Annotated in this window: 19 protein-coding genes; 17 read left to right on the top strand and 2 right to left on the bottom strand. The window is 49.4% G+C overall.

The annotated features are described in order from the left end of the window. The first annotated feature begins 418 nt into the window (after positions 1–418). The 7 genes from HY879_16635 to HY879_16605 all read left to right on the top strand — a co-directional run bounded on the left by HY879_16635 (position 419) and on the right by HY879_16605 (position 7,808). Positions 419–1,411 (top strand): NAD(P)-dependent oxidoreductase, encoded by a 993-nt coding sequence (locus HY879_16635; protein ID MBI5604968.1) that lies wholly within the window; start codon positions 419–421, stop codon positions 1,409–1,411. After that, positions 1,398–2,390, top strand: a complete 993-nt coding sequence (locus HY879_16630) for an SPASM domain-containing protein (GenBank protein ID MBI5604967.1) — start codon at positions 1,398–1,400, stop codon at positions 2,388–2,390. The genes HY879_16635 and HY879_16630 overlap by 14 nt, the downstream gene beginning before the upstream one ends. A gap of 156 nt (positions 2,391–2,546) precedes the next feature. Continuing rightward, positions 2,547–3,752 carry a glycosyltransferase family 4 protein gene (locus tag HY879_16625; GenBank protein ID MBI5604966.1) on the top strand — a complete coding sequence of 402 codons (1,206 nt, stop codon included), beginning with the start codon at positions 2,547–2,549 and terminating at the stop codon, positions 3,750–3,752. A gap of 201 nt (positions 3,753–3,953) precedes the next feature. Continuing rightward, the gene (gene asnB, locus HY879_16620) at positions 3,954–5,813 is read left to right on the top strand and encodes an asparagine synthase (glutamine-hydrolyzing) (protein MBI5604965.1); all 1,860 of its coding nucleotides are present in this window, start codon (positions 3,954–3,956) and stop codon (positions 5,811–5,813) included. Between the two features lie 210 nt (positions 5,814–6,023). Then, the gene (locus HY879_16615) at positions 6,024–6,365 is read left to right on the top strand and encodes a flippase-like domain-containing protein (protein ID MBI5604964.1); all 342 of its coding nucleotides are present in this window, start codon (positions 6,024–6,026) and stop codon (positions 6,363–6,365) included. Then, entirely contained in the window at positions 6,289–6,975 is a 687-nt protein-coding gene (locus HY879_16610; protein MBI5604963.1) for a flippase-like domain-containing protein, read from the top strand. Before HY879_16615 ends, HY879_16610 begins: the two co-directional genes overlap by 77 nt. 281 nt (positions 6,976–7,256) lie before the next feature. Continuing rightward, complete coding sequence (locus HY879_16605; protein ID MBI5604962.1) at positions 7,257–7,808, top strand: metal-dependent hydrolase; 552 nt, start codon at positions 7,257–7,259, stop codon at positions 7,806–7,808. A gap of 178 nt (positions 7,809–7,986) precedes the next feature. On the opposite strand, the gene mgtE is transcribed toward HY879_16605, so the two are convergent. Next, entirely contained in the window at positions 7,987–9,345 is a 1,359-nt protein-coding gene (mgtE, locus tag HY879_16600) for a magnesium transporter (GenBank protein MBI5604961.1), read from the bottom strand. 339 nt (positions 9,346–9,684) lie between these two features. Between mgtE and HY879_16595 the strand changes: the two genes are divergently transcribed. The 7 genes from HY879_16595 (at position 9,685) to HY879_16565 (ending at position 16,460) form a co-directional block, all read left to right on the top strand. Continuing rightward, positions 9,685–10,644: a glycosyltransferase family 2 protein gene (locus HY879_16595; protein MBI5604960.1), complete on the top strand. Its 960-nt coding sequence runs from the start codon at positions 9,685–9,687 to the stop codon at positions 10,642–10,644. Next, on the top strand, positions 10,616–11,065 hold the full coding sequence (locus HY879_16590) for a hypothetical protein (GenBank protein ID MBI5604959.1): 450 nt from the start codon (positions 10,616–10,618) through the stop codon (positions 11,063–11,065). Before HY879_16595 ends, HY879_16590 begins: the two co-directional genes overlap by 29 nt. A 96-nt stretch (positions 11,066–11,161) precedes the next feature. After that, entirely contained in the window at positions 11,162–12,520 is a 1,359-nt protein-coding gene (locus tag HY879_16585; GenBank protein MBI5604958.1) for a TolC family protein, read from the top strand. Positions 12,521–12,680: 160 nt separating this feature from the next. Then, a complete protein-coding gene (locus tag HY879_16580; protein ID MBI5604957.1) occupies positions 12,681–14,015 on the top strand; it encodes a S41 family peptidase in 1,335 nt (444 codons plus the stop codon). Positions 14,016–14,276: 261 nt separating this feature from the next. Beyond that, positions 14,277–14,924, top strand: coding sequence for a divergent polysaccharide deacetylase family protein (locus tag HY879_16575; protein MBI5604956.1), 648 nt, complete (start codon positions 14,277–14,279; stop codon positions 14,922–14,924). 159 nt (positions 14,925–15,083) lie between these two features. Continuing rightward, positions 15,084–15,221 (top strand): hypothetical protein, encoded by a 138-nt coding sequence (locus HY879_16570; protein MBI5604955.1) that lies wholly within the window; start codon positions 15,084–15,086, stop codon positions 15,219–15,221. Positions 15,222–15,266: 45 nt separating this feature from the next. Further along, positions 15,267–16,460: an FAD-dependent oxidoreductase gene (locus HY879_16565; GenBank protein ID MBI5604954.1), complete on the top strand. Its 1,194-nt coding sequence runs from the start codon at positions 15,267–15,269 to the stop codon at positions 16,458–16,460. Between the two features lie 155 nt (positions 16,461–16,615). Here the strand turns inward: HY879_16565 and HY879_16560 are convergent, their stop codons facing one another. Beyond that, positions 16,616–16,960, bottom strand: a complete 345-nt coding sequence (locus HY879_16560; protein ID MBI5604953.1) for a cupin domain-containing protein — start codon at positions 16,958–16,960, stop codon at positions 16,616–16,618. A gap of 122 nt (positions 16,961–17,082) precedes the next feature. Here HY879_16560 and HY879_16555 point away from each other — a divergent pair, with 122 nt between their 5' ends. From HY879_16555 to HY879_16545, 3 genes are all read left to right on the top strand, one after another. Next, positions 17,083–18,930, top strand: coding sequence for a radical SAM protein (locus tag HY879_16555; GenBank protein MBI5604952.1), 1,848 nt, complete (start codon positions 17,083–17,085; stop codon positions 18,928–18,930). A 233-nt stretch (positions 18,931–19,163) separates the two neighbouring features. Continuing rightward, on the top strand, positions 19,164–19,661 hold the full coding sequence (locus tag HY879_16550; protein ID MBI5604951.1) for a hydrogenase maturation protease: 498 nt from the start codon (positions 19,164–19,166) through the stop codon (positions 19,659–19,661). A 66-nt stretch (positions 19,662–19,727) separates the two neighbouring features. Further along, a complete protein-coding gene (locus HY879_16545; GenBank protein MBI5604950.1) occupies positions 19,728–20,084 on the top strand; it encodes a transcriptional regulator in 357 nt (118 codons plus the stop codon). Positions 20,085–20,311: the final 227 nt, after the last annotated feature.

Raw genomic sequence — 20,311 nt, 5'->3', positions numbered from 1 at the left:
TCGCAGAAAAATGAGCGCGAAAACGTCGTCCTGAATGAACTGTTGAATTTAATCGGCCACCATCGGCGTTCTCAGCGCTTGTCCAAGGAGGAAATTCTGGTTATCGATACCGTCTGATAAGAATTTTCTGGCTTTTCAAAACTCCCCTGACCGAGGGCCAAGAAAGCTTTCGGTGATTCAGCCCCGCATCCATTCGACCGCTAAGCTGGAATTATCTGTTTGAATTTCAAGGAATTTTTTGTTATAATTTTTTAGTTATTTTTATACGAGTTTGGGGTTTAGGAATTTTTTTTGACGCGGGTGAACTCGGATCGGCAGAGGGCCGATCGTGCAGATTGCCAGGATTTTTAAAGGAAAAGAATTATCTGCGGGAATCGGCGAAAATCTGCGTCCTAACTTTTTATTTTCAGGAGGTTGTGTGCAAAAAACCCGATGTCTGGTAACCGGGGGAACCGGTTTTACCGGCAGTCATTTAGTTCGAAGACTCCTTGAACGGGGCCATGAGGTCTCAGTGGTGGATAATTCCAAGGGGCTATTCTGGGATGAACTGGAACAGCTCGGGGCCCGAATATCCCTGGGTAGCGTAACCGATAAGACTATGATGGATCGATCTGTAGCCGGAAACGAGGTGGTCTTCCATGTGGCGGCGGCCTTCCGGGGAGTGGACCTGCCCCACAAGGTCTATTGGGAGGTCAATGTCGATGGGACCAGAAATCTCCTGGAGACCTCTTTAAAGCAAGGGGTCCAACGGTTCATCTACTGCAGCACCGAAGGGGTCCATGGACATATCAAGAACCCTCCGGCTGACGAAAGCGCCCCTATCGCCCCGAAGGATTATTATCAGTATACCAAATGGGAAGGGGAAAAGGTGGTCCAGGAGTATGTTCAAAAGGGCCTGCCTTCGGTGATCCTCCGCCCTACGGCCATCTATGGCCCAGGGGATCCGGAACGGTTTTTAATGATCTACCGGCGGGTCAAGACCGGTATTTTTCCCATGTTCGGGACAGGCCGGATTACCTACCACCCCCTCTATATCGACAACTTAAGTGATGCCTTTGAGCTGGCCATGGAAAAAGAGGGGGTCCTGGGACAGGCCTATCTGATTGCCGATGAAGACTACATTGCTATTGAGGATCTGGTCAAGGCCGTAGCCGGGGTCATGGGGCGGGAGGTCAAGATCCCCCACTTTCCTTTCTGGCCCCTCTTCCTGGCCTCTTTTCTCTGTGAGGTGGTCTGTAAACCTTTAAGAATTACCCCGCCGATCTTTCGCCGCCGGGCGGACTGGTATCGACAGAACAGGGCATTTACCATTGAGAAGGCCAGAAGGGAGTTGGGGTATAACCCCAAAATCGGTTTGACCGAGGGGCTTACCCGTACCTATCAATGGTACCTGGATCATGGCTACCTATAAAGGATTGAAGCGGCTGTACAGGATTTGGCAAGCCTTCCGAAAAGGGGAAACCACCCTGACCTATCCCCCCTCGAGAATCTGGATCGAATTGACCGATCACTGCAACCTGAAGTGCCCTCTTTGTCCCAATCAATCACTGCCCAAAGGGGAAAAGGGTTATATGCCCCTGGAGTTGTTCAAAAAAATTATTGACCAAATTCCCCGGGAAGTCTATGATCTGAACCTCTTTCATCGGGGAGAGCCCCTGCTTCATCCCCATTTGATCGAGATGATTGATTATGCTCAGGGCCGGGGAATCCCCTGCAGGATCCACACCAACGCCACAATCCTTACGGGTCCCCTGAGCCAACGGATCTTAACGATCGGATTGGAAGTCCTGTCTTTTTCTTTTGACGGCTATCAGGCCGCTGTTTATGAAAAAAACCGTTATCCGGCAAAATTTGAAACCACCCTCGGAAATATTAAACAATTCCTGGCCTTGAAAGAGGAAAGCCATAAAAGTAAGCCCCTGACCGTGTTACAGATGATGGGTGTTAATGAAAGTCCTCCGGGGCCTGAGCTGAAAGCATTTATTTCCTCTTTAAAATCTTTAGGATTAAACCGGGTTGTTTTTCGCCAACCCCACAATTGGGGCGGGGCGGTCCCCATTTCTTTGGAAGCCTCCCTGGATCACCCCAGGGATCTTTTTACTTGTACTTTCCCCTGGTATGCCTTTATTATCTATTGGGACGGAAGGGTGGGACCCTGTCCCCAGGATTTTTTTGGTCGGATGATTATGGGGGATCTTAATCTACAAACTTTCCAGGAAATCTGGAATGGTCCTGAGATGCTGGCCTTGCGGGCAAAAATAAGGGATCATCAATATGCGCTTCTTTCACCCTGCCGGCCGTGCGATCGTCCCCGGAGAAAGACCTTTTCCGGTGTGCCCAGGGAATATTTAAAGACCTTTGTTAAGGAAAATATAACAGGATATCGTTAAAATCTAACCAATCACGAATTACGAGTTAGGAATTACGAATTACGAGTTACGAGTTGGGCATTACGAGCAGACCATCCTCTATCACCCAGCATCTCATGACCCGCAACAATATCTACGGCTGAGAGATAAGCTCTCAGATCCACAGAGAAAGAATGTATGGAAGCTATTCAAAAAGGCCCATTAAAAATTTTGATGATCGCCCCCACGCCGTTTTTCGCCGATCGGGGCTGTCATATGCGGATTTTAGGGGAGATCCGAGCCCTCCAGAACCTGGGATATGATATTATTTTATGCACCTATCCTCTCGGGAGAGACATCCCCGGGATCAAAACCGAGCGGACCATGAAGATTCCCTGGTATCATAAGTTGGAGGCAGGCTCTTCCTGGCACAAATTTTATATTGATGCCCTGCTGTTTTTTAAAAGCCTGCGGGTTTTCTGGCGGGAAAAACCGGATATCATCCACGGACACCTTCATGAAGGGGCCATTATAGGCCATTTCGTGCGCAAATTCAGTTTCCGGAAGGTCCCCCTGGTCTTCGATGCCCAGGGGAGTTTGACCAGGGAATTAATCACCTATTCGTTTTTTAAGGAAGGCTCTTTACTGCAAAAGACCTTTGCCGCCCTGGAGCGCTGGATTTCCAGAATGCCGGAATACACCGTGGGCAGCAATGTCTCGGTATCGGACTTTATGGTTAAGCAGATGCATCTTTCTCCGGATCGGGTAGATACGGTTATTGACGGGGTCCATGGCGATTTTTTTGATCCCAAGACAGTCGATCCGGATTTAAGGAAAAAACTGGGCCTCGATCCGCAAAAGCCGATCGTCCTTTATACCGGGGCCTTACTCAAATCCAAAGGGATCGATTACCTCTGGCAGGCCATACCAGAGGTCCTTAAGAAAAACCCGGATTGCTTCTTTGTCATTGTTGGCTACCCGGTTGAGGAATCCAAGGCCTTTGTGGAATCCCTGGGGGTCGGAGATAAGGTGCTCTTCGTCGGGCAGGTGGATTATTTCCAATTGCCCTCCTATCTCTATTTGGCGGATCTGGCGGTAGACCCGAAATTGGACGAAGCCGGAGAGGCCAGTGGAAAGATCATCAACTATATGGGGGCGGCCTTGCCGATTGTCTGTTTTGAAGGTCCCAATAATCGGAAGTTTTTGGGGGAAAACGGCATCTTCGCCCGATCCGGAGACCCCCTTGATCTGGCCGATAAAATAGTCGCCACCCTGTCAGACCTGAAACAGGCCAAGGCTATCGGGTTAAAAAATCAGAAAAGGGTGGAAGACGTCTTTTCCTGGAACGCCAATATCAAGACCTACGACCGGATATTCCGTTTGTCCTTACAGGAAGGCCATTAAAGAAAATTCCATATTCGCATTTTCGAACTAAACCTTCGTGCCCGGGGCGGGTGCCACGAACGATGAAAATATTTTTTAGGGCTATGGGCTATGGGCAATAGGCGATGGGCAAGATTAAACGGGTTTATGGGTTTTTATTCGCCTATAGCCTCGTGCCTATAGCCTGAATTTTTCTATTTTCGAACTAAAAGGTACTAATATATGTGCGGTATTGTAGGTTTTAACTGGTCCGATCGCTCCCTTGGAGAAAAACTGTGCCGAATCCTGGAACATCGGGGGCCGGACCAGGAAGGGATTTTTACCGAAGAAGGGGTGACCTTAGGCTTTCGTCGTTTGTCCATTATTGACCTCTCCGAGCAGGGGCATCAACCTATGGCCAATGAAGATGGAACCCTGCAGTTGGTTTTTAACGGGGAGATCTATAATTTTCTTGAATTAAGGGCCTCCTTGGAGAAAAAAGGACATCGATTCAAAGGCCATTCCGATTCGGAGGTCATTCTCCATGCTTATGAAGAGTGGGGGAAGGATTGTCTGACCGAGCTGCAGGGCATGTTCGGTTTTGCCCTCTGGGACCGGAAAAATCAAAGCCTGCTGGTGGCCCGGGATCGTTTGGGCATCAAGCCGGTCTATTACGCTTACCGGAATGGAAGATTTGCCTTTGCTTCGGAGATCAAGGCCCTGCTGAAGATCCCGGAGGTGGAGCGGGGGGTAAATTTACAGGGTCTTTATTATTATTTGGGTTTCGAGTTCGTTCCCAGCCCTTTGACTATGTTTGAGGGGATTTATAAACTCCGGCCGGGCCATTTTCTTTTTTATTCCCCCAGAGGGATTGAAGAGAAGGCCTATTGGGATCTTTCTTTTACGCCCAATGCCCGCACCCAGGAAGAGGCGGTGGAAGAAATGCGGGCCCTCCTTAAGGAGACGGTGCGGATGCATCTGATCAGCGATGTCCCTCTCGGGGTCTTTTTATCAGGCGGACTGGATTCCAGCACCCTGGTGGCCCTCATGCGGGAGCTGGGTGTCAACCCCTTGAGGACCTTTTCCATCGGTTATCCGGATCCTTCTTTCAGCGAACTGCCTTATGCCCAACTGGTAGCCGAACGTTTTGAAACCGATCATACCGTTTTGATGATCCCGGAAGTTACCTTGAAAGACCTGGAAGAGGCGGTCTGGCATCTCGATGAACCTATGACCGATCTTTCGGCCATACCGCTTTACCTGGTCTGCCGGGAGGCCAGAAAATATGTGACGGTCTGCCTCTCCGGAGAAGGGGGCGATGAGATCTTCGCCGGTTATGACCGGTTTAAGGCCAGCAAAGCCGATGCCTATTACCGACTGCTGCCCAGCCTCTTCCGGGAAAAGGTGGTTTACCCCCTGGTGGAAAGGCTCCCGGACCAGCCTCAGAAAAAAGGGGCCGTTAATATATTAAAACGATTTGTGGAAGGCTCTCACCTGCCTTTGGATGGGGGGCATCTGCGCTGGCAATACTTTTCTTCTTCGGACCAGGACAGGCTTTTATATACGGACCTTTTCAAAAGACAGGTTCAAATGGACCCCTTTGCTCCTCTCCGGGAGCTCCGGTCCGGACAGGTATTTAAACAACGGATCGATGAAGAGATTTATCTGGATCTGCGATTCACCATGCCGGATTCGGTCCTGATGAAGGTGGACAAGATGAGTATGGCCCATGCCCTGGAGATACGGGTCCCCTTCCTGGATCATCGCTTCGTGGAGTTTACTGCCGGTCTGCCCGGAGACTGGAAATTGAAAGGCTTCCAGACCAAGGCCATTTTTAGAAAAGCCCTGGAAGGTCTGCTCCCCGATCAAATCGTCCGGCGGGGGAAGCAGGGCTACAGCCTGCCGGTTAAAAACTGGTTGCGGGAAGGTCTTAAAGAGCCACTGATCGCCGTTTTAAATGAATCGCCGGTCATCCGGGAGTATATGAACCATTCCTATATCCAAAGGCTTATCCAGGAACATATGGCCAGGACCCATAATCATAACCATATCCTCTGGGCCTTGTTGAATCTCGGGCTTTGGCATCGACGGTTTTTTACTTAAAGCTATCCAGGTTTTTCAAGAGAAAGAGGAAACCAAAGTCCCTGGATTCCGGCTTAAAGCTTGCCGGAATGACGGTTAAGGGGACGCGTTAGTAAAAAATACGCTGTAGTATTAAGAAAGCTTAATCTTTTCTCTAACAATTCGTAACTCGCAACCCGCAACCCGAGTATCAGATAGATAATTTTAGCCACGGACCCACACGAACTTTTTATGAAATCCAACCTGAAATCCTATTTCTGGAAGCTCCTGATCAGTCTCCTCCTCCTTTTATTCCTGCTCCGCTTTATCAATCAGAAGGAATTGGCCCTCCTTATGAAGAATTTGGCCTGGCCTTATTTGATCGGATATTTCGTATTGAATTTTTTCGATCGCCTGATCATGGCCTACAAATGGAAAATTCTACTTAAGGTCAAGGAAATTCCCTGCTCTTTTAATAAACTCATTATGGTCTATTTCAAAGGAACCTTTTTAGGGAATATATTGCCGACCTCCCTGGGGGGGGGATGCCGTTCGCGCTTACGAACTTTCCAAGAATACAAAAACTGGGATTGATGTGATCTCGTCCATTATCATGGAAAGATTCCTTGGATTTCTTTCTTCGGCCTTAATGGCTGTTATGGTCATTCCCCTGTTCTACTTCCTGGTCCCGAATTTTCCCAGGGTCCTCTTATTACTCCTGCTCTTTTTTCTTTCGGGAGGGATTCTTTTCCTGGTTCTCTTGATGCGAGGAGAGGGCCCCCCGATATTAAAAAACCTCCTGGCCCGGCTGCCCGGGGCCGGCAAGATCCAACAAATTTCTTCTTCTTTTGTCCTCTATCGCCATCACCCGAGGGCCTTGGGGAAATTTTTTCTCTGGTCATTCGGGGAGCAGTTGTTGCCCATATTGACTATTTTTGCTTTGGTCCTGGCCCTGGGGCTTAAGGTGCCCTTTTATTATCTGATTCTCATTATCCCCCTGGCCCAATTTTTTGCCAGGATACCCGTTTCTCTGAGCGGCTTCGGGATTCAGGAGGGGTTATTCATTGCCCTGTTTTCTTTTTTCGGGATTTCCACCACCGTGGCTTTTACCCTGGGGTTCGCTTCCAATCTGGGTAACATCTTCATTGGCCTGCCGGGGGCCTTTTTCTATTTTAAAGGTCCGAGGGAGGAAAAATCTCAATAAAAGAGGATGTCCCATAATATTGATGGATTCCTGAAAAGTCCAGAAGAGCCCATTTTCGTCTTGTGGAAACGGGAATCCAGTCCCGCCAAAGGCGGGATTAATAAGTTATGCGTAGCCTGGATTCCCGCCTGCGCGGGAATGACGAGTTCTTATATAGTCATCAAATATTGGGGAACCAGTTTAAACACCAAATTTCAAATAGCTTTGGTTAGGTTTTATCCAGTAACCAGTATCGAGTAACCAGTAACTATTATCCAGTATCCAACTTTAAGGTTTTATCTATGGCCGCGCCTTATGGACATACCCTGGTCGGTTTGAGTTTGTTCAGCCTTTTTTACCCCCGGCCGGTCGCCTCCCGAATGAAGGCCTGTTTAATTTATGGATTGGTTATAGTGGGGGCACTGGCCCCTGACCTGGATTTTCTGCCGGGGATTTTTTGGGGAAATCCCGGTCGCTTTCATCATGGATTTTTTCATAGCCTGGGGATGGCCGTTGGGTTATCTTTGATGGCAGGGGCGCTGACTCCCTTCATTAACAGGAAGCAATCGGCGTTTAAAATAAGCCGCCTTGTTTTTTTATTGATCCTTTCTCATCTGGTGCTGGATTTTTTTACCGAAGATCCCAACCCCCCTTTCGGGTTTCCTTTGTTATGGCCTTTTTCTGAGACCTATTATATTTCCCCCTGGTGGGTTCTTCCTCATGTGGAAAGGAATTATACCCTGCCCCATTTCTGGGGCCAGGTCTTTTGGGTATTTGTAGTCGAAAGTCTTTTGTTCCTTCCCCTTTTCTTTTTTTCATTGAAGATGAAAAATCATCAAGAGACACGAAATTGATGAGTTCGTAAGTAGTAGGAGATCTCACATTGTCGTCATTCCTTCGTGAAAACGGGAATCCAGTAGTTTTAAATGGTTACGTAAGGCCTGGATTCCCGCCTGCGCGGGAATGACGAGTTTTTACATGGGCAGGAATAATGTAATGTGGAGTGATAACGGAACCCACCCGAAGAAGTCTTTAAATGATCAATAAATAGGCAATGAGGAAAAAGATTGTGGCGCCGAATACGTCGATACTGGTGGCGATGAAAGGACCGGAGGCTACAGCCGGGTCGACTTTAAATTTAGCGGCAATCAAAGGGAGGAAGGTGCCCAGAACAGAGGCCAGGATCATGTTGATGCAGATGGCGATCCCGGCAACCACCCCGACGTAAATCTCCCGGGTGAACAGCATTCCTGCCAGTGCCAGCAAAACACCGTAAGTGACCCCGAGCAGCAAGCCTACCTTGGATTCCCTGAAAATTTCCCTCCCGATCGACTTGCTGTCGACCCGCCCGGTTGCCAGACCACGAACGATGATCGATAAACTCTGTGTCCCCACATTCCCCCCCATCCCGTTCACGACAGGGATAAAGGTGGCCAGGATGGCAAATATGGCGATATGGTGGCTAAACCCGGCACCGAAGGCCCCAATGACATTCATGGCGATGATTCCCCCGATCCAGGAGGCGAATAACCAGGGGAGCCGGGCCTTGGCGTTCTTCCAGACGGAAGAATAGCTGATTTCCTCTCCCGAGGTGCCGGCCATCTTCAGCATATCTTCAGTGGCCTCTTCTCGCAAGACGTCGATGACATCGTCCACGGTAATGATGCCCACCAGAAGGTTGCTGTGGTCCACCACCGGGATGGCCAGGAGATTGTATCGGGAGACCAGCCGGGCCACCTCCTCCTGATCGGTGGTCACATTCACTTTTACCACATCCTCGGTCATGATTTTTTCCAGGGGCGTGTAATCCGGGGCGGTGACGAGCTGGCGCAGGGAGAGGACTCCGGAAAGGTGGCCTTCTTCATCCGTTACGTACAAATAGAAGACCATCTCTTTTTCCGCGGCCTTACGGACTTCCTGGATGGCACTTTGGGCGCTCAGGGTTTTGGGGAGGACCAGGAAGTCCGAGGTCATGATCCGCCCGGCGGTGCCTTCGGCATAGGCCAGTAGTTCAGATACCTCTTCGGTGTGTTCGGCTGACAAAAGTCCCAGGATTTCCTGGCGGCGTTCTTCCGGCAGGTCGGCCAGGAGATCGGCCGCGTCGTCATCGGCCATGACAGAGAGAATTTCAACCAGGCGGCTGACTTCCAGTTCCTGCAGAAACCCACTGCGGAATCCGGGTTCCAATTCCGACAGGACGTTGGCGGCTATTTCTTTATCCGGGAGGTGTTCGAAGACGCTGCGGGCGGAACGTTCGTTAAGCAGCGTTAAGAGATGGGCAATATCGGCCGGGTGTGTTTTCTTGAGGACCTTGTTCAGATGGAAATAGGCATTGCGGCGCAATAGCCGCTCGATGGTTTCCTGAAGCAGTAGGTATCCCCGTTCGTTCATAACCGTCCGACTTCCCCGGAGTGGGGATGAATCGATTTATCCCTTTAATTTTTTTAATATAAATTAAATTATGCGAGTCTGGAGGGCTCGGGTCCATAAGTTTTCGGTCGTTAAGGTTAACTTGATAAAAACTTGCTTTTAACTGAAAGGAGTATAAAGTAGGGCGGAAATAAGAGTCAAGGAAAAAAGGAAAAATTACCGGCCCTATGGTCTCCTTGCCTGATAAAAGTGAAAACAACCGGCGAAAGCTGAAAATAAGGATTCTTTAAAATAATTCTTGATTTTTCAGGCGGATACTCCTAATCTTACACACACTATTAAATACCGGAAGAGGTTGATTTGGACCTGAGCGTTATTATACCTGTTTTTAATGAGGCAAAAAATATCCCCATCCTCTTAAAGGAATTGAAAGAGGTTCTGGAGCCTTCTGAATATTCTTATGAGATTTTATGTGTGGATGACGGCAGTCTGGATGAGACCTTTAATATTCTGAAGGAAGCGGTTTCTCAATGGAATTTTCTGAAAGTGGTCCGTCTAAGGAAGAATTTCGGCCAAACCGCTGCCCTTTCAGCCGGGTTTGATCTGGCCGAAGGAGACATCATTATAACCATGGACGGAGATCTGCAAAATGATCCAAGAGACATCCCGTCCCTGGTAAAAAAAATAAAGGAAGGTTATGACCTGGTCAGCGGCTGGCGGGAAAAGCGTCAGGATCCTTTCCTTTCCAGACGACTTCCCTCCATGATTGCCAACAAAATCATCTCCTGGGTCACCGGAGTGAATCTCCACGATTACGGATGTACCTTGAAGGCCTTTAAGAAGGATGTGGCCAAACACATCCGCTTGTATGGAGAGATGCACCGCTTTATCCCGGCTATTGCCAGTTGGATCGGGGTAACCATTGCCGAAATACCGGTCAACCACCGATCCAGGAAATTCGGCCGCTCCAAGTATGGCATCTCCCGGACTATTCGAGTCGTCCTGGATTTGATAACAGTCAAGTTTTTGCTGACCTATTCCACCCGTCCGATTCATGTTTTTGGTCTTTGGGGGTTTTTTTCCGGGCTGGTCGGTTTGGGTCTGGCGGCCTATCTAACCATTCAGCGGCTTTTTTTCGCTATTCCCCTGGCCAACCGACCCATCCTCCTTTTGGCTATCCTTTTGATTTTTATAGGTATTCAATTTATCAGCATGGGTCTTTTAGGCGAACTTCAGGTCCGGACCTATCATGAATCCCAAGGGAAACCCATTTATTATATTAAAGAGATTTTTGAACGCGAAAACAAAGAGAATCCATAATAGACCATGGATCTGCTGGGCATTCCTGATCATCGGGATCTGGTGTTCGCCCCTGGCTTTGGCCCAGACCCAGGAACCGGCCTTCCATTCCATTCTGACCAAAGACCTGACGCGGCTGATTCCTGCTTCGTCATTTTCTAAATCCGATAAGATTTATCTGTATACCGTCTGGACCGGTCTGACAGGGGCCCATGAGGTCAAGGTGCTTTGGGTCAGGCCGGATAAAGGGATTCAGGAGACCACCCGCTTCAAGATTGATGTCCCTCTCAACGCCCCGAACTATAACTCCTGGGCCTGGTTAACTTTCAAGAAAGGTTTGCTGGACATCCTGCCTACGGAAGGGAAGTTCATCGGACCATGGAAAGCCCGGCTCTTTCTGGATGGCACCTTTTTAAGGGAATATGCCTTTTCCGTATTCTGACCCTATTGGAATTTAAGATGGAAAAAAATACAGAAATATCTTGACTTAATAATGAACGGCTTATAATGGTAATTTATGGGATCAAGAGCATAAAATATGAGAAAGTTGAAGACTTCAGCAGGGAAATGTCTGTCCAGGGTGGGGGCGATAGGGATGGTTGTCCTCGTCTGGGCCTTGCCGATCTGGGCCGAACCCAACTCCGGGGTTTTCGGCCTGGATGAAAGTATTGAGCGAGCCTTTAAAGAAAGCCCGCAGTTACGGGCGGCCCAGGAAGCCATCCTGGGGGCGGAATTTAAGAAAAAGCAGGCCCGGACCGGATTCCTGCCCAAGTTAGGCACGCAATATGGCTATACCTATCTCAACCAGGCCCAAACCATTACGATTCCGGCCCAAAATGGCGGCCTGGTCCCGGAATCCCGTTTAACCATCGGATCTCAAAACAATTACGCCTTCTATGTTTCCCTGGAACAACCGGTCTTTACCGGGATGGCCTTGACCCGGGCCTATGAACTGGCCGGGTTAGGTTTGGATGTCTCGAGAATAAAGTTTGAACAAGAAAGGGTTGCTCTGGCCTATAAAGTCAAAGGAGCTTATTGGAACATCTTAAAAGCCCTGAAAGTTCGATTGGTGGCCGAGCAGACGGTCTTGCAAATTACCGACCATGTGCGGGTAGCTCAAAATTTTTATGACGCCGGTTTGATCCCCTTGAATGATTTGCTGAAGTCCGAGGTCCAATTGGCCGATGCCCGACAGAATTTGATACGGGCCGAACACAACCTTTTATTCGCCCAGTCCAATTTTAACACCTTATTACGGATTCCCATTGAAAAAGAGACGGAGGTCCAGGACGTATTAAAGTATCATCCCTTCCAGAATTCTCTGGAGGTCTGCCAGACCGAAGCCCTTAAAAAAAGACCTGAAATTAAGGAGATTGAAACCCAGATCGAGATGGCCCGAAAAAATATCGAGCTGGCTGAAAGTGAATATTTCCCCCAAGTTGGTTTACAGGGCCGATTTAAAAAACAGGGGGACAGTCCCTTCGTGGCCGGAAGTCCCTTTGTTGAATCCGATAACTGGGATGTTTCGGCCACCATGAAATGGAATTTCTGGGAATGGGGACGGACCCACTATTTAGTCCAGGAACGGATTAAACAAAGGGAACAGGTCAAAGAGGCCTTGATCCAGATCAAGGACCTTATCCGCCTGGAGGTGAAGGAAGCCTATCTTTCTTTAAGGGAATCGGAAAAGAATATCGAGGTGGCGGAGAAGGCCATCCAGCAAGCTGAGGAAAATTTCAGGATCAATCAGGTTCGATACCGGGAGCAGGTGACGACTTCCCTGGAAGTCCTGGATGCCCAGACTTTGTTGACCCAGGCCAAGAATAACACCTATCAGGCCCTATATACTTACAACCTGGCCCATTCCAGCTTGTTAAAGGCCATGGGAACGTGGTAATATAGTTTGGAGTGATGAATCTGGAGTTCGGAGTAAAAGTCTAATAGTTCAAAGTCTCAACTCCGAACTAAAAACTTCGGGAGAAAAATTTTGGAATTTCTGAACCCTTCAGCCAATTGCCGGGGGGAAGAATATATATTTATGAAACCTTGGGGGAATTATGAGAGGAAGCAGTAAGGCGCGTTATTTGGGGTGGATCCTTTTAGTCATGACCTTTTTCATTTTGACGGATAATCCCAGGGAGGGTATTAATGCCGCCGATGTAGAAAAGACCTTTCCAAAGATCAAACTCTTCAGCGAGGCATTGAATGAAATCCAAAAGAAGTACGTGGAGGAAAAAGATTCCAAGGAACTGATTTATGGGGCCATCCGGGGGATGATGAACACCCTGGATCCCCACTCTACTTTTCTCTCCCCCGAGGAATTTAAAGACCTGGAAATTGAAACATCCGGAATTTTCAGTGGGATTGGAATTGAAATCACTTTAAAGGATGGGATCTTGACGGTGGTTTCCCCGATTGAAGGGACCCCGGCCGACAAGGCCGGTTTGCTCCCCGGGGACAAAATCCTGCAAATTGAGGAAAAGAGCACCAAGAATATGACGTTGAATGATGCCGTTCGAATGATCCGGGGGGCCAAAGGGACCAAGGTCAACCTGACGATCCTCCACGAGGGGGCCAAGGAACCCAATAAATATTCGATCGTCCGGGAAGTCATCCCTATCAAAAGTGTCAAGTCCAAGATGCTCGAGGAAGGCTACGGTTATGTCCGGATCAGCACCTTCCAGGAAAAAACCGACGATGACGTTCAAAGCCATCTGAAAAAATTAGAATCCTCCAAGGGGGGGCTGAAGGGATTGATTCTGGATCTAAGGAATGATCCCGGCGGATTACTTAACGAGGCGGTGAAAGTGGCCGATGAATTTCTGGAATCGGGTCTGATCGTCTATACCCAGGGAAGACTCAAAGAACAGAATTTAAAATTTTATGCCCATCCCAATAAGGTCAAGCGTAATTTCCCTTTGGTGGTTTTAGTCAATGAAGGAAGTGCCAGTGCTTCGGAAATCGTGGCCGGGGCCCTGCAGGATCAGAAAAGGGCCATTGTTTTAGGGGCTCCCACTTTCGGTAAGGGTTCGGTGCAAACCATTATCCCTCTGGATGACAATTCAGGGATAAAATTAACCACGGCCCGTTATTATACCCCCAGCGGCCGTTCCATCCAGGCCAAAGGTATCATCCCCGATATCCTGATCAAGGGAAAACCTTTGAAAAAAGGGGAACCCTTGGAAAAGGAGCCCAAATTCCTTCGTGAAAAAGATTTGGAAAGACATATGCAGGAGGAAGGCAAAGGGAAAGAATCCGTTCCTGAACCTCCGCAGTTAGATGTAAAAAAGGCCCTCGGAGATAATGGGGAGGATCCTCAATTAACCAGTGCCCTTCAATTGTTGAAAAGCTGGGGGGTGTTTTCACAGATTTTTAAGAACTCGGCCCCTTAACGGTCTCTGGTGCCCGGGCCAAAATCCTCACATCCAGCCAAACCTAAAAGAGGGAGAGGCCTTCAGTTAGTTGTTTGGGTAGTTGGTCTGGCCTTGGCCTTTGGGGCTGGGTATGTCTGGCATTCCTTTAAACAGGAGAAAAGCCCTCCGACCGCATCCCTCCCCCTTTTTGAAGAAAGAGTTTATAAAGAAATCAGTCCCACCCCTAAAACCGAACCCTCCGGAGGACCTCCTCCTTCACCCGGGAGGGATTTGCCGAAGGTGGCCATTGTTATTGATGATCTGGGTTACCAGAAACAAATGGCCTTAGACTTTATCGATTTGGATATCCCATTAACCCTGTCCTTTTTGCCCCAAGCCCCCTTTGCCAGGGAAATGGCCAACCAGGCCTTCCAGAAGGGCAAAGAAACCTTGCTCCACCTGCCGATGGAACCCAAGGCCTATCCGGAAACCGATCCCGGCCCGGGAGCCTTATTGACCAGTATGACCGATGGGGAAATTCAAAAAATCCTGGAAAAAGATCTGGATGCTTTTCCGCAGATAACCGGGGTTAATAATCATATGGGGTCCCGTTTTACCGAAGACCGGGATAAGATGGCCGTGGTGTTAAAGACGATCAAGGGGAGGAAACTCTTTTTTTTAGACAGTCGGACCACGCCGCAATCTGCCGTCCTTTCGGCGGCTTCCCTGGTGGGCGTCAAGGCCATTCGGCGGGATATTTTTTTAGATCATGTTTCGGAAAAGATGGCTATCGGACAGCAGTTGGAAGAATTGATCCGTTTAGCCCAGGAACGGGGTTTGGCTGTAGCCTGTGGCCATCCATACCCGCAGACGCTTCAGGCCATAAAAGAAAAAATGCCTGATTTGCGGGACAGGGTGCGGCTGGTTCCCCTTTCAGATTTATTATAAGAGGAGGAAAAATGAAACCTTTGAGATCCCGGCAGGGTATGTGAAGAAATAGTTCGGAGTTTGGAGTTCGGAGTGAGAGGGGCAACACAGAACATGAAAATAATTTACTCCGAACTCCGAACTCAAAACTCTATTTTCGTGGTGAGGAGGTGGTAGCGGTTGGCTGATAGACTCAATCTGGTTATCGTTGGGGGATCGGCGGCCGGACCGACGGCGGCCAGCACGGCCCGGAGAAAGGATCCTGATGCTGCCATTACCCTGTTGGAGCAAGGGGAGTTTGTTTCCTATGGGGCCTGAGAACTTCCCTATTACATCGGGGATGTAATCCATGACCATAAGGAATTGATTGCCAGGTCTCCGGAAGAATTTCGGACCAAACAGCAAATAGAGGTCAAACTCAGGCACCAGGTTCTGGCCATTGACCGGGCCCGGAAAGAGGTCCGGGTTGCCGTCCTGGAAAGGGGAGAGGAATTTTTACTGCCTTACGACCGCCTGATTCTGGCCACTGGGGCCCGTTCCCGATGGTTGGGAATCCCGGGGGAAAGGGCCCCAAATATTTTCACTTTAAAAGAAATGTCCGATGGGATTCGGATCCGAAATTTTCTGGATGAGGTAAGGCCACGCCGGGCGGTGATTATCGGCGCCGGCTATATCTCCCTGGAAATGGCCGAGGCCTTACGGGAAAGGGGAATCGAAACAACCCTTCTCTACCGGGGCCGATTCCCCTACGGCGGATTGGAACCGGAGGTGGGGCCGATCATCGTTAAGGAACTGGAAGATCATGGCGTCCGCTACCTTGGTCAGATCCAACCAAGGTCCTTCGAAGGCGATGGGCAGCGGGCCAATCATTTAGTGACCGATCAGGGGACCTTCCCGGCCGATCTTTTTTTTGTCGGAGTAGGCGTTATGCCCAATTCGGAAATGGCCCGCGAGGCCGGGATCCACATTGGCCCATCCGGCGGGATCGAGGCCAACAGCCGCATGGAGACCAATGATCCTGATATTTTTACCGCCGGAGATTGTTGTGAAAAACTCAACCGGGTGACCGGGCAACCGGTCCTGGCCCCTCTGGGGGATATAGCCAATAAAGAGGGCAGGGTGGCGGGAGAAAATGCCGTGGGTGGCCAGGTGGAATTTCATGGAATCATCGGGGCAGCCTGCGTCAAGGTCTTCGGCCTGGAAATCGGTATGGCCGGAATCAATGAAGACCGGGCCAAGAAGATCGGTTTTTCGGTAGTCAGCCAGGTGGTCGAAGGTTCTTCCCGGGTCAGCTTCTATCCCGGGGCAAAAACTTCCCTTTTAAAAATCGTGGCCGATCAGGCGACCGGCCGGATCCTCGGAGGAAATTGGGTGGGCTGGGACGGAGAGGCCCGCAAGATCAATACCCTGGCTGTGGCCCTCTACCAGGGAATGACCCTGGAAGAGATCTCCCGGTTGGATCTGGCCTATGCGCCCCCATACAGTCCGGTTTGGGACCCTTTGCTGATAGCGGCCAATTTGTTGAAGAGAAAAGTTGGGAGTGGTGTGAATGTTTAGCATGGGAAAAAAGTTCGGAGTTAAGAGTTCGGAGTTCGGAGAAAACCATTAATAACAGGCGAAGGCGCCTTTCCACCTTCCTTCGACATTCATAATTCGATATTCGATATTCGATATTTACATGTTTTGTGGCACCCCGCCGGCCATGAGGGCTATCACCCCGGGATCAGTCCGGCAACCACCAGGATGGTCATTGCTTCTTCTCCAGTATTCGTCAGCTCGTGATATAGGCCGATGGCAATGTGGATAGCGTCCCCAGGTCCTACCGATTGTATCTCTTCGCCTACCTGCATCCGGCCCCGGCCGGTCTGGACGATATAGATCTCCTCCATAGGATCAATATGACCGCTCAGCCGTTCCCCAGGGGGTATAAAAGCGTGAGCTAAAAACATTATGGTCTGCAGGTGCCGGGTATCCAGGATCATGTGGGCGATTCCGCCATCATGGGCCCGGTAGCGGGTAGCCTTAACCTCAAGATGTTCAAGAGTACGAATGATCATAACTTCCCTTCTGTTTAATAAAATTCAGGGCGATTAAAAATCGGCCCCTATTTTTAACTTTACTTTTTCAAGGGCCAAAGGTACCATTGAAAAGTAAAAATCTCCATAAGAAAGTGATCCGTATGAAAGAAAAGGCCATAGACCGCGTATTATTGATAGAACCCCGTTCCCCAGCCGAACATGTCTTCAGCCGGGCCCGCATTCCCCGTTTAGGGACCATCCTCCTGGGCACCATGCTGCGGAGTCAGGGGTATGAGGCCAGAGTCCTGGTCGAGGAAATCTCCGGTTCGACCACCGGAGAGGACTTGCGCTGGGCTGATGCGGTTTGTATTTCCTCCATAACCAGTACCATCCCCAGGGCCTTTTTATTAGGGGACCAAGCCAAAGAACAAGGGAAAAAGGTTATTTTTGGTGGCCCCCACGTTACTTTTCTACCGGAGGAAGCCCTGCATCATGGTGAGTTCGTGGTTCGAGGGGAAGGAGAAGAAACCCTGACTGAACTGCTGCCTGCTTTACAAGGGGGAAAGAGCCTTGATGGAATCGTAGGGTTATCTTACTGGGAAGATGGCCGGCCAAAGCACAATACCGACCGCCCTTTGATTCAGGACCTGAATACCCTGCCGATACCGGATTTTTCTTTGATCAAAGGCTGGAACTCCTGCCAGGCTGTAGTTCCTGTGGCAACTTCCCGGGGCTGTCCCTATGCCTGTAAATTCTGTTCCGTGGTTACCATGTTCGGCCGGGGATACCGGACCCGGTCTATCGATCTGATCATGGAAGAGATTCACGCTAATGCCGCTCAAGCCAACCACCTTTTTTTCTGTGATGATAATTTTGCCGCCAACCCCAACAGGGCCAAAGAAGTCCTTCGCCGTATGAAGGCAGAAGGTAATCACCCCGAGTGGAGTACCCAGGTTCGCGCCGAATCGGCTTTGGATCCGGAATTTCTGGAACTGCTCAGGGAAACCAGATGCTGGGGTGTTTATATCGGCTTTGAAAGTGCCAGTGCCCAGGTTTTGAAGGCCTACCGAAAAAAACAGGACGAAGCTACTATGAGTAAGGCCATCAAGGCCTTTCATCGCCATGGGATTCATATCCACGGGATGTTTATTGTCGGAGCGGATGAGGATACCCCGGAAACCATCCGGGAGACGGTTCGTTTTTCCATTAAAAACCGGGTGGACTCGGCTCAATTCATGATGCTCACTCCCCTGCCGGGAACGGAAACCTTTCAGTCCCTGGAAAAGGAGAACCGTCTTCTGACCCGCAACTGGGAACTCTATGACGGCACCCACGTGGTTTTCCAACCCCGGTCCATGACCGGAGAAGAATTACAAGAAACGGCTTACCAGGCCCTGATCTCTTTTTATTCCTGGAAGGCCATTCTAAAACGGGTGATCAAGCTGGATCTTTATTACAGTTACCTGCGCTACTACGGAAGAAGGCTTCTTAAGAGGGCCAAGACGCGGATGGACAATCATCGCCAATGGCTGTCGGAAAATTTTTTGGAACAGGTCCAGAAACAATTCGGGCCGGCCTGGAAATTCCGGGGTGTGCGGAAGGTGGCCCTGATTCCTGGAAACGCCACCGAGGCCTACCAAAAGTTTATCGCCAGCTTTTTATCCCGCCTGGGGGTTGAGGTGATTCAGGGCAGCGACCGGCCGGAGTTTTTACAGCCCCTAAAAGAGAAGGTGGATCTGGTGGTGGTCCCTTTTTTGAATTATCTCCAGGAAGAGAAGAAGCGCCTTTCCCCTGCCTGGGAGCAGCTTCGGGACGGTATTAAAGAAAAACTCCCGGAAGGTCTTCTGCCCATTGAATTGGTCATCGATCTCAAGGGGGGCTCCCTTTACCGATCTTTTATGAGTTTCGGCCTTTTGTTTTCCACCAACATAAACAAAATCCGCCGGGCTTATCATCAGGCCTATCAACAACTAAGCCCCCAATTGGAGCGTGTCCCGATCCATCTTTAATAGTGTAGGAATTATAGAGCAACCGAAATGTTCCGCAAGGTCGGCGGTCCGAAGCCTTCAGGTTTTGGTTCTGCCGCCGGGCTGCCATTCAAGACCATAACCTCCCGTATGACCTTCCATGGGAAATCCTTCAACTATAATCGCCCAAACAGCCCCCTAATAATTATTTTGATTTTTTAAGCCGATGGAAATATAACGAATCTATCGGAGTAAAAGAGAATCAGGAGAAAAATGTGATGCAGGATCTTCTTAAAAAGCCGATATTAATTTTAGGATGTGGCAATATCCTTTTTGGTGATGATGGATTCGGTCCGGAGGTCATAGGATACCTGGAAGCCCATTACCAGCTTCCTGAGACTGTTTTGGTCCAGGATATGGGGACAAGCCTCCAGGAGTTTCTTTTTGACCTGCTGATTTTCCCGGTCAAACCGAAACGTGTTTTCATAATCGATGCCATTTCCCGTGTTGGTCAAAAATCCGGAGAGCTCTTCGAAATAGATCTGGCCCAATTCTCCGAAGGGAAAAAAAGCGGTCGGCCTTTTCATCAGTTTCCTTCTCTCGCTCAGCTTCAAGAGCTTCAGGGCTTAACGGGTGTGGATATTCGGATCCTTGTCGTGCAGACCAGGGAACTTCCGGAAACGGTGCGCCCCGGCCTTTCCCCGGAGATCAAAGAGGCCATTCCGCGAGCCTGTGATTGGCTGGTAAAAGAGATCGGGTCAGGAAAGGATTGATCATAATTCTAAGCTGGTATGATTTTTGCTTTTATTTAAGGGCAGACCATAGGAGGCGTGAAACCTGTGAAGCTAAGAGAGGTCGTTAGAATAGTAGAAGGGACCGTACTAACGCGACAGACCGATCTCGACCTGGAGATTAAATATGGCGGAGCAATGGATTTAATGAGTGACGCTTTGGCCTATATGCCTCCAGGTTCAATGCTCCTTACCGGATTAAAAAATCTTCAAACCATCAGAACCGCTGAAATGGCTGATGTCACGGCGATTACCTTTGTCCGGGGCAAGGTCCCCGAATCGGAGGCGATACTATTGGCCGAAGAATTGGGCATCCCTCTGATCAAAACCAATTTCGGCATGTTTGAATCTTGTGGACGTCTTTATCAATCGGGTTTACCCCCTGTTCCTTTAGCACGACGGTGAGGGGACTTGATACAGGGGTCGGGGGCCGGGGTTAGTTGGAAATAATTAACGCGAATATCGAATCTCGAACATCGAATTTCGAATCATGAAGTTAGTGGTTTTTTGTAACAATTTAGCCTATGAAAAACTTGAAACTTTTACTTGAAAATCTTGACTTTCGCACACGTCATTCCGGTGAACCCCGGATCAGGTCCGGGGCAGGCACCGGAATCCAGACGTTATGCTGA

It is taken from the genome of Deltaproteobacteria bacterium (assembly GCA_016219225.1).
Taxonomy (GTDB): domain Bacteria; phylum Desulfobacterota; class RBG-13-43-22; order RBG-13-43-22; family RBG-13-43-22; genus RBG-13-43-22.
This window is presented reverse-complemented; position numbering and strand designations above follow the sequence as displayed.

Excerpts from the sequence above, each read along its gene's own strand:
- HY879_16605 (MBI5604962.1), top strand. The coding sequence starts at position 7,257 with ATGGCCGCGCCTTATGGACATACCCTGGTCGGTTTGAGTTTGTTCAGC.
- asnB (MBI5604965.1), top strand. The coding sequence starts at position 3,954 with ATGTGCGGTATTGTAGGTTTTAACTGGTCCGATCGCTCCCTTGGAGAA.
- HY879_16615 (MBI5604964.1), top strand. The coding sequence starts at position 6,024 with ATGAAATCCAACCTGAAATCCTATTTCTGGAAGCTCCTGATCAGTCTC.
- HY879_16555 (MBI5604952.1), top strand. The coding sequence starts at position 17,083 with ATGAAAGAAAAGGCCATAGACCGCGTATTATTGATAGAACCCCGTTCC.
- HY879_16560 (MBI5604953.1), bottom strand. The coding sequence starts at position 16,960 with ATGATCATTCGTACTCTTGAACATCTTGAGGTTAAGGCTACCCGCTAC.
- HY879_16580 (MBI5604957.1), top strand. The coding sequence starts at position 12,681 with ATGAGAGGAAGCAGTAAGGCGCGTTATTTGGGGTGGATCCTTTTAGTC.
- HY879_16585 (MBI5604958.1), top strand. The coding sequence starts at position 11,162 with ATGAGAAAGTTGAAGACTTCAGCAGGGAAATGTCTGTCCAGGGTGGGG.
- mgtE (MBI5604961.1), bottom strand. The coding sequence starts at position 9,345 with ATGAACGAACGGGGATACCTACTGCTTCAGGAAACCATCGAGCGGCTA.
- HY879_16625 (MBI5604966.1), top strand. The coding sequence starts at position 2,547 with ATGGAAGCTATTCAAAAAGGCCCATTAAAAATTTTGATGATCGCCCCC.
- HY879_16630 (MBI5604967.1), top strand. The coding sequence starts at position 1,398 with ATGGCTACCTATAAAGGATTGAAGCGGCTGTACAGGATTTGGCAAGCC.